Source organism: Geodermatophilus sp. DF01-2, assembly GCF_004571065.1.
In the GTDB taxonomy this organism is placed as follows: domain Bacteria; phylum Actinomycetota; class Actinomycetes; order Mycobacteriales; family Geodermatophilaceae; genus Geodermatophilus.
Genome location: NZ_SPQN01000124.1, coordinates 1 through 8,280, shown reverse-complemented (window position 1 = coordinate 8,280; position 8,280 = coordinate 1). Strand labels below are relative to the sequence as shown.

Here is an 8,280-nt window from a genome sequence, read left to right as displayed (position 1 = left end):
GTCCATGTCCCCGTGGTCCATGTCCCCGTGGTCCATGTCCCCGTGGTCCATGTCCCCGTGGTCCATGTCCCCGTGGTCCATGTCCCCGTGGTCCATGTCCCCGTGGTCCATGTCCCCGTGGTCCATGTCCCCGTGGTCCTCGGAGTCCTGCGCCTCCGGGCCCTCCTCGTCCTGGTCCGGGTCCTGGTCCGCGGGGGCCTCGTCACCGGAGTCCGGGTCCGCGGGGTCTTCCTCGTCCCGGTCCTCGTCCCCGTCCTGGTCGTCGGTCGCCTCGGCAGGTCCACCCATTGCCGGGTCGGTCGACCGCTCCACGGCGTCCCGGCGTTGTCGTTCGGTGTCGAGGAGCTCGGAGACCGCCTGGTCGATGACCGCGCCGACCGCCGACGCCGCCATCGCGGTGACCCGGGCACGGGGCCCCGGCAGTTGCTCCCACAGCAGGTCGACGGTGGCCGTGAGGCGGACGCCGGGTGCGCCGCAGATCACCATCACGTCCGCGTCTGCAGCGGACAGGGCCGGCCGCCAGCCGCGTTCCCGCACCACCCGCTCGGCGGCGCACCGGGTGGCGCTCCATCCGGGGACGGGAACGAGCAGCACCGCGACCCGGCGGACGGCGGCATCGGCCAGGCGCCGGGTCAGGTCCACCGCAGGGCCCCCTCCCGCCAGGCCCACACGACCCCGACCATGAGGACGGCCAGGAAGACGAACATCTCGACGACCGCCGAGACGCCGACCTGGGCCACCACGGTGGCCCAGGGGTACATGTAGAGCATCTCCACGTCGAAGGCCAGGAACAGCAGGGTCAGCGGGTAGTACCTCGCGTGGAAGCGCGACAGTGCGTGCTCCTGCGGGCGCCGGCCGGAGAGGAAGGGCAGCGCGGTCAGCGTCGTGGGGGCCACCGACGTCCGTCGATGGACCAGGTAGGCGACGACCGCCCCGCCCACGCCCAGCGCCAGCATCGCTGCAGCACCCCAGAGCACGGGGATTACCTCCTGCCGGACCGAACGGCGCGATGGACGTCGCCGAGGCCGGCGACCGGCCGCGCCGACATACCCGTAGAACCGTACGGGTGATGCGTGGTCATGTCAGGGTCTCGGCGTCCGCCGGCAGCACGTGCGGGCGGTCGCCGCACCCATGCCCGGAGTGCGGGCGGCCGGGCTGTCATCGACTCGCGACGCGCGCGTGCTCCGTTCGCTCCGAGACCGGGGCGGCGGGCAGGAGCAGGGTGAACACCGGCGGCGACACCTGCGTCAGGTGCAGCCGGCCCTGCTCGGCCTCGGAGAGGCGGCGGGCGAGGGCCAGCCCGATGCCGTGCCCGTCGCGGCGATCGGCCTGCCGGGCGAAGAGGATGCCCTCGGGGTCCCGCACCCCGGGACCCTCGTCGGAGACGTCGACCGCCACGGCGCCGGTGGCCTCGCGCACGGCGACCGTGACGGTCCCGCGGCCGTGCGTGGTGGCGTTGTCGACCAGCACGCCCAGCACCTGACGGACCGCCGCGGTCGACGCCCGCGCGCCCGGCGCACCGGGATCGACCCGGACCTCGAGGTCCCGGCCGTGCAGTGCCAGGCGCGCGGTCCATTCCGGCGACAGTTCGCCGAGCAGCGCGTCGAGGTCGACCGGGCCGGTCGGCGTGGCCTGGCCGGCACGGGCCAGCGTCAGCAGCTCCTCGATGATCGACTCCAGGCGGTCGGCGTCGACCAGGCTGGCGGCGATCGCCGGCCGGGGGTCGACGTCTGCCCGCTCGAGCGCTGCCTCGAGGCGCAGTCGCATGCCGGCCAGGGGGGTCCGGAGCTGGTGGGAGGCGTCGGCGGAGAACGCACGCTCGCGAGCGAGGAGGTCGTCCAGGCGGATGGCGGTCGCGTCGAGTGCGGCCCCGACCGCGTCGATCTCCTCGATGCTGCCCCTGCGGCTGCGGACGCTGAAGTCGCCGTCCCCGAGTCGGCGGGCGCTCTCCTCCAGGTCCTCCAGCGGGCGCGCGAGCCTGCGGGCCTGTCGCCGCCCGACCAGCCAGGCGATGGTGACCGCCGCGGCCGCCAGCCCCGCCATGGCCGCCCAGACGAGGGCGACCTGTCCCAGCACGGTGCTGCGGGGGGAGGCGACGACCACGGCGCCGACCACCTCGTCGGAGTGGGTGACGGGAACGGCGGCGGCGAGGAGGTCGCCGTCGGTCCCGGCCGCCACGTCGCCGTCCAGCGCCCGGGACAGGATGTGGGGATGGTCGCCCGGGACGACCCCGGCCAGCGGATCACCGTCGTCGTCGTAGACGGCCACGCGGATCTCGTCGCCGTCACGCCCGACGTCCGCGATGTCGTCGGGGTCGACGTCGTCCTCGTCGTAGACGTCGCCGGCTATCTCGATCGCGACGTCACTGGCGACCCGGACGAGGTGCCCGCGCTCGTGCTGGAGGGCGTACTCGAGCACCGCCACGGCCAGGGGGACGGCGAACAGGCAGGTGGCGAGCACGGAGGCCAGGACGGCCACAGCGATGATCCTGGTGCGCACGGGCGTCGTCTCCGTTCCGCAGTCGGGGGCGCCGCGGTCGGTGGGCGCCAGGATGCCGCGCCGGGCCGGCGCTGTCACCGCCTCCGGGCGCGGTCCGACGGGTCCCGTGGCGGGGCGGCAGGTGCCACGATGCCCACATGGCCGGTCGGGTCCTGCTGGTCGAGGACGACCCGTCGATCGGTGAGGTCCTGGCGTCGAGCCTGCGCAGCCACGCGTACGACGTCTCCTGGGAGCGCACCGGCAGCGGAGCGCTGGCCCGCGCCGGGGCCGGCGCCGTCGACCTCGTCCTGCTGGACCTGGGGCTGCCCGACCTCGACGGCGTGGAGGTGTGCCGGCAGCTCCGGCGCGCCCAGCCGGAGTGCGTCCTGGTGATGCTGACCGCGCGCTCGGCGGAGATGGACGTCGTCGTCGGCCTGGAGGCCGGTGCCGACGACTACCTGGTCAAGCCGGTCCGGCTGGCCGAGCTCCATGCCCGCATCCGCGCGCACCTGCGCCGGGGCGCGAAGGGGACGACCGGGCCCGCGGTCCGCGCCGTCGGCGACCTGGTGGTCGACGTCGCCCGGCACCGCGTCACGGTCGCGGACGAGGAGCTGTACCTGCGCCCGAAGGAGTTCGACCTGCTCGCGCGGCTGGCCGCGCAACCGGAGATGGCGCACAGCCGGGAGCAGCTGATGGCGGACGTGTGGGACGAGAACTGGTTCGGCTCGACCAAGACCCTCGACGTCCACGTCGCGGCGCTGCGGCGCAAGCTGCAGGAGAGCGCCGCGACCGCCCACCGGGTCCCCCGGATCGTCACCGTGCGCGGGCACGGCTACCGGCTGGAGCTCGCGGCGCCGGACCGGGGTCGGGCGTCGCGGTAGGCCCCGGCGGCCGGTGCCGCCCCGGGGATGCCCGCCGCTGCCGGGGTGAGTTCCCAGGTGGCGGTCTTCGAGACGGTCCCGACGCCGATGCCCAGGACGTCGGTACCGCCCAGGCGGCGGGTGCTGAACGACTCGTCCCCCGCGGCACCGGTGAGGACGGCGTCCACCCGGTCCAGGACGGTGTCGAGCCGGCGGCGCGGCAGCGGAACGTCCCGGCGCACGTGGGCCTCGACCGTGAACAACCGGCTGCTGGCCGGAGCCGAGGCGCGGCTGTCGACTACCCAGTCCGGGACGATGAAGGACCGCACCGCGGTGTCGCCCTCCTCGGGGCAGACGCACCCCAGGCCGGCGGCGTAATTCAGCAGCAGCGTCCCGAGCACCGCGTCCCGGGTCAGGAGGCCGCCGACCACGAGGCGGAGGTCCGTCATCGCTCTCCTTGCCGCTGCGTCGGAGGCCCGGTCGGTCGGAACCGCCTCCGACGTTAGGGGGCCCAGCGCAAGCGGCAGGCCACGAGGATGCAAGAACTCGGTAAAGCCGGTCCCGTGCGGGTGGGGGCGGACGGCAGCGCTCCCTAGCGTGCGCCGCCATGAGCACAGCCGTCAGCGCGCGCAGGTCCCTTCCCTCGGTGGCCCGGAGACGCCACCTCCGGGAGGACCAGCGCGTCGTCGGACTCGACGTCGCCCGTGCCCTCGCGGTGTTCGGCATGTTCGGCGCGCACGTCGGCGCGGTCGCGGACGACGTCGGGACGTCGCCCGCCACGTGGACCGGCGTGGTCAACGGACGGTCCTCGATCCTCTTCGCCGTCCTGGCGGGGATCTCGGTGGCGCTGTTCTCCGGGCGCACCGTCCCGGTCGGCGGGGACGACCTGGCCCGCGCCCGGGTGCGGCTGCTGGTCCGGGCGGCGTGGGTCTTCGCCATCGGTGGCGTCCTCGAGGCCCTGGGCACCGACGTCGACGTGATCCTCGGCGTCTACGCCGTCCTCTTCGTCCTCGCCCTACCGTTCCTGCGGTGGCCGCCGCGACGGCTGTTCCTGGCGGCGGGGGTGCTCGCCGTGCTGACGCCGCCGGCCGACCTGCTGCTGGCGCAGTTCGCCGAGGCCCACGACGCCTACGACGCGCCGTTCGTCTCCCTGGCCGTGACCGGCGCCTACCCGGCGCTGATCTGGTGGACGTTCATCCTCGTCGGGCTCGCCGTCGGCCGGTGCGATCTCACCTCGGCGCGGGTGCGGCTGACCCTGGCCGCCGCGGGGGTGTCGCTGGCCGTCGCGGGCTACGGCGCGGGGTGGCTGACGACGCAGTGGTGGGCGGACGGGCGCGCATCGGAGGGCCCACTGGACGGTGCGGAGCGGCCGGGGGAGTGGGACCCCGCGTGGCTGAGCGGCGCGGCCCCGCACAGCGGCACGACCTCCGAGGTCGCCGGCTCGGTCGGCGTCGCGCTCGTCGTGGTCGCCGTGTGCCTCGTCGTCGCCGAGCTCCTGCCCAGGCTCACCTCGCCGCTGGCGGCGGTGGGGTCCATGGCGCTCACGGTGTACACCGGCAGCGTCGTGGCGGTCTGGGCGCTCGGCACGATCGACTACGACAGCAACGGGCCGTGGGCGGCCTACGTGGCGGTGACCCTCGTGCTCGCGACCGCTTGGCGCCTGCTGTTCGGCAGGGGACCGCTGGAACGGTTGCTCCGGTGGAGTTCCCTGCGCGCCGCGGGAGCCGCCGAGCGGCCACGGCCGGGCGAGCCGTCGCCGTAGTGCTCCGGTGCCACTAGCGTTGCTCCCGGCCCGGCCACGAGACCCTGCGCCGGGGAGCCGAGCCCAGGAGGCAGCCGTGGCCGACCACGTGTACCGGTTGAGCGAGATCGTCGGCAGCAGCCAGACCAGCGTCGACGACGCCATCCGCACCGCGATCCGCAAGGCCGCCCGGACGGTGCGGCACATCGAGTGGTTCGAGACCAAGGAGATCCGCGGCCAGGTGGTCGACGGCGACGTCCAGTACTTCCAGGTGCGGCTGGCGATCGGTTTCCGCGTCGAGGACTGACGGCCATCCTTCCGGGTCCCGCCGGCCCCGTCCCGGGGTCCCGGCCTGAGCCTGCGAAGGACGGGAGGACGGGGTCCTTCTACGAGGCGTGGGGGGAAGGGTGGTCCTTAATCGAAGCTGCCCGCGCCGCCCTGCCGGTACGGGGAGCGGCGCTCGAGCCGCTCACGCTCACTGCGTTCGTCCCGGAGCCGGGCCGCGGTGCCCGGCGGATACCCGGCCTTGACGACCCGGTGCTCGGTCGTCTCCACCATGAACGCCAGCGAGAAGACCAGGCCCATGAGCAGCCCGCCGGCCGCGGCCGAGAGCCGGTAGACCAGCGGAACCGGGACGACGGTCACGCAGAGGACCAGTACCGGCAGCAGCTGCACCACCGCCCGGGTCAGGTGGCGGCGCACCCATCCCGGCCCGGTCGTGTCGGCGAGCACCCAGGGCGACAGCTCCCGCGGCAGCCCGCCACCCAGGGCGTAGCGCACCCACTGCAGCGGCGTGGGGCGGCGCGCGGCGGCACGGGTTCGCACACCGACGACGGTAGGCCGGTGAGGGCGTTGCCGGGAAGCTGTGGTCCGGAGCACACTCACCGGCGACCCGACGGCGAGGAGGTCCGGCATGCACATCCGTCAACTGCTCCGCCGGAAGGGGACCGACGTCGCCACCGTCGGCGCCGACGCCAGCGTCCGCACCGCCCTGGCACTGCTCACCGAGCACGGGGTCGGCGCGCTGGTGGTCTCCGCCGACGGGCGCACCGTCGACGGCATCGTCTCCGAGCGGGACGTCGTCCGTGCGCTGCACGAACGGGGCGCCGGCCTGCTCGCCGACCCCGTCTCCAGCGTCATGACCCCGCAGGTGCACACCTGCGTGCCCGCAGCGGGTGTCGAGGAGCTCGCCCGCACGATGACCGAGCACCGGGTGCGGCACGTGCCGGTGGTCGACGGCGGGGCGCTGGTGGGGATCGTCTCGATCGGCGACGTCGTCAAGGCCCGGCTCGACGAGCTGGAGGAGGAGCGCGCCCAGCTCGTCGACTACATCCAGACCGGCTGAAGGAGGACCCCCTCTTCCTCACCCCTCGCAGGCTCGGGGCGGTGCCCTGGAGGGGGCCAGGCGTAGCGTGCCGTGCGTGGATCAGCGGCGGGTGGGGGTCGCCTCCGGGCTCGCCGCATACGGCCTGTGGGGCCTGTTCCCGCTCTACTTCCCCCTGCTCGAACCGGCCGGTGGACTGGAGATCGTCGCCCACCGGGTGATCTGGTCGCTGCTCTTCGTCGCCGTCCTGCTGACCGCGCTGCGCGCCTGGCCGCAGGTGCGCGCGGCGGTCACCGACCGGCGGTCCCTGCTGGTGCTGCTCGGCGCCGCCGTGCTCATCGCGGCCAACTGGCTGGTCTTCGTCTACGGGGTCAACTCCGGTCACGTGGTCGAGACCTCGCTCGGCTACTTCATCAACCCGCTGGTCAGCGTGCTGCTCGGCGTCGTGGTGTTCGGGGAGCGGCTGCGCCGGCTGCAGTGGCTGGCCGTCGGCACCGCCGCCGTCGCGGTGGCCGTGCTGACCGTCGACCACGGCCGCCCGCCGTGGATCGCCCTGGCGCTCGCGGTGACCTTCGGCCTCTACGGGCTGATGAAGAAGCTGGTCCGGGTCTCGGCGGCGCCGGGGCTGTTCGTGGAGACCGCGCTGGTCGTCGTCCCCGCGGTCGTGGTGGTGACCGTCCTGCATGCGCAGGGACAGGGGGCCGCCGGGAACGTCGGGCCCGGGCACCTGCTGCTGCTCGTGAGCTCCGGCGTGGCGACCGCCGTCCCGCTGCTGCTCTTCGCCGGCGCGACCCGGCGCATCCCGCTGTCCACGGTGGGGCTGCTGCAGTACGTCACGCCGCTGATGCAGCTGGCGATCGGGGTCTTCGTCTACGGCGAGCCGATGCCGCCGGCCCGGCTGGCCGGTTTCGTCATCGTCTGGGTCGCCCTGGCCGTCTTCACCGCCGACAGCCTGCGTGCCGCCCGCGCGGGAGCCCGCCGGCGGGCGGCGGAGGCCGCGCCCGCACCGGTCTGAGTAGGACCCCTTTGCCCCCCCGCCACTCGCAGGCTCGCACCAGGCCCCGTCCAGAGGCTCGCCGCGGCCCCGTCCAGAGGCTCGTCCCGAGCTTGCGAGGGATGAGGAGGACGGGGTCCTTCCACGGTGAGGAGGACGGGGTCCTTCCACCTGCAAGGCGGCCGCCGGGGGCCCGGGATGTCGGTGGGGCGGACTACCGTCGAACGCGTCCCCCAGAGAAGGAATCCCCGATGTCTGCCGAACCAGCTCCCGCGGTCTCCCCGCCGGGGGGCGAGGTGCCTCTTCCCCCAGCGGCCGACCAGCCCACCCCGCACGGATCCGACCCCGCCGCCCGGCCCGGCGGCCTCACCCGCCACGAGCACGAGCTGCTCGCCTTCGAACGGCAGTGGTGGCGCCGGCCCGGGGCCAAGGAGACGGCGATCCGTGACCGCTTCGGCCTGGCCCCGACCCGCTACTACCAGGTGCTCAACGCCCTGGTGGACCGGCCTGCGGCGCTCGAGGCCGACCCGCTGCTCGTGCGGCGGCTGCGCCGCCTGCGCGCCGCGCGGGGACAGCGCCGATCGTCCCAGTTCCTGGGCAACGGGAGCCGCGGCATCTAGATTTGGTCACCGTGGGCAGGCACGCGGCGCCAGGCGGTGACGTACCGGAGCGGGGGACCGTCCAGGTTCCGCATGGTCGCCGCCGCACCGACGGCCCGCTCGACGCCCGCCCGGCCGACCAGGACCTCAGCGACCACCCGACGGCGCCCAGCCGCAGCCGTGCCGACCGGCGGCGCGACGGCCTGTTGGAAGCGGGGGAGGACCCGGGCCGCCGGCGTCCCGCGCAGGGCCGGCCGCTGCCGCCCAGCACGCCCCGCGCCGGC

Annotated in this window: 12 protein-coding genes; 7 read left to right on the top strand and 5 right to left on the bottom strand. The window is 74.7% G+C overall.

Translation table 11 applies throughout. The features are described 5' to 3' along the window. From E4P41_RS22855 to E4P41_RS20475, 3 genes are all read right to left on the bottom strand, one after another. Positions 1 to 642: hypothetical protein (locus E4P41_RS22855; protein ID WP_209307832.1), on the bottom strand; the 642-nt coding region annotated here is incomplete at its 3' end. Continuing rightward, complete coding sequence (locus E4P41_RS20480; RefSeq protein ID WP_245177534.1) at positions 633 to 977, bottom strand: NADH-quinone oxidoreductase subunit A; 345 nt, start codon at positions 975 to 977, stop codon at positions 633 to 635. The genes E4P41_RS20480 and E4P41_RS22855, both read right to left, overlap by 10 nt. A 181-nt stretch (positions 978 to 1,158) precedes the next feature. After that, a complete protein-coding gene (locus E4P41_RS20475; protein ID WP_209307831.1) occupies positions 1,159 to 2,577 on the bottom strand; it encodes a HAMP domain-containing sensor histidine kinase in 1,419 nt (472 codons plus the stop codon). 59 nt (positions 2,578 to 2,636) lie between these two features. Between E4P41_RS20475 and E4P41_RS20470 the strand changes: the two genes are divergently transcribed. Further along, positions 2,637 to 3,359, top strand: a complete 723-nt coding sequence (locus E4P41_RS20470) for a response regulator transcription factor (RefSeq protein ID WP_135143058.1) — start codon at positions 2,637 to 2,639, stop codon at positions 3,357 to 3,359. Here the strand turns inward: E4P41_RS20470 and E4P41_RS20465 are convergent. Next, positions 3,311 to 3,787 (bottom strand): hypothetical protein, encoded by a 477-nt coding sequence (locus tag E4P41_RS20465; RefSeq protein ID WP_135143057.1) that lies wholly within the window; start codon positions 3,785 to 3,787, stop codon positions 3,311 to 3,313. The genes E4P41_RS20470 and E4P41_RS20465 overlap by 49 nt on opposite strands. A gap of 158 nt (positions 3,788 to 3,945) precedes the next feature. Here E4P41_RS20465 and E4P41_RS20460 point away from each other — a divergent pair, with 158 nt between their 5' ends. Both E4P41_RS20460 and E4P41_RS20455 read left to right on the top strand, forming a co-directional pair. Then, on the top strand, positions 3,946 to 5,100 hold the full coding sequence (locus E4P41_RS20460; RefSeq protein ID WP_135143056.1) for a heparan-alpha-glucosaminide N-acetyltransferase domain-containing protein: 1,155 nt from the start codon (positions 3,946 to 3,948) through the stop codon (positions 5,098 to 5,100). Positions 5,101 to 5,176: 76 nt separating this feature from the next. After that, entirely contained in the window at positions 5,177 to 5,386 is a 210-nt protein-coding gene (locus E4P41_RS20455; RefSeq protein ID WP_135143055.1) for a dodecin, read from the top strand. Positions 5,387 to 5,493: 107 nt separating this feature from the next. Here E4P41_RS20455 and E4P41_RS20450 read toward each other — a convergent pair whose 3' ends face one another. Further along, positions 5,494 to 5,904, bottom strand: coding sequence for a DUF5313 family protein (locus E4P41_RS20450; protein WP_245177533.1), 411 nt, complete (start codon positions 5,902 to 5,904; stop codon positions 5,494 to 5,496). Positions 5,905 to 5,992: 88 nt separating this feature from the next. On the opposite strand from E4P41_RS20450, the gene E4P41_RS20445 reads away from it, so the two are divergent. The 4 genes from E4P41_RS20445 to E4P41_RS22850 form a co-directional block, all read left to right on the top strand. Then, positions 5,993 to 6,424 carry a CBS domain-containing protein gene (locus E4P41_RS20445; RefSeq protein WP_135143053.1) on the top strand — a complete coding sequence of 144 codons (432 nt, stop codon included), beginning with the start codon at positions 5,993 to 5,995 and terminating at the stop codon, positions 6,422 to 6,424. Between the two features lie 76 nt (positions 6,425 to 6,500). Continuing rightward, positions 6,501 to 7,418 (top strand): EamA family transporter RarD, encoded by a 918-nt coding sequence (gene rarD, locus E4P41_RS20440; RefSeq protein ID WP_135143052.1) that lies wholly within the window; start codon positions 6,501 to 6,503, stop codon positions 7,416 to 7,418. Positions 7,419 to 7,648: 230 nt separating this feature from the next. Further along, positions 7,649 to 8,017 (top strand): DUF3263 domain-containing protein, encoded by a 369-nt coding sequence (locus E4P41_RS20435; RefSeq protein WP_135143051.1) that lies wholly within the window; start codon positions 7,649 to 7,651, stop codon positions 8,015 to 8,017. Between the two features lie 11 nt (positions 8,018 to 8,028). Continuing rightward, a partial coding sequence (locus E4P41_RS22850; protein WP_209307830.1) for a hypothetical protein occupies positions 8,029 to 8,280 on the top strand: 252 nt, incomplete at its 3' end.

What these genes read in the sequence shown, in the direction of transcription:
- E4P41_RS20470 (WP_135143058.1), top strand. Translation starts at nt 2,637, where the DNA reads ATGGCCGGTCGGGTCCTGCTGGTCGAGGACGACCCGTCGATCGGTGAG.
- E4P41_RS20465 (WP_135143057.1), bottom strand. Translation starts at nt 3,787, where the DNA reads ATGACGGACCTCCGCCTCGTGGTCGGCGGCCTCCTGACCCGGGACGCG.
- E4P41_RS20460 (WP_135143056.1), top strand. Translation starts at nt 3,946, where the DNA reads ATGAGCACAGCCGTCAGCGCGCGCAGGTCCCTTCCCTCGGTGGCCCGG.
- E4P41_RS20445 (WP_135143053.1), top strand. Translation starts at nt 5,993, where the DNA reads ATGCACATCCGTCAACTGCTCCGCCGGAAGGGGACCGACGTCGCCACC.
- E4P41_RS20435 (WP_135143051.1), top strand. Translation starts at nt 7,649, where the DNA reads ATGTCTGCCGAACCAGCTCCCGCGGTCTCCCCGCCGGGGGGCGAGGTG.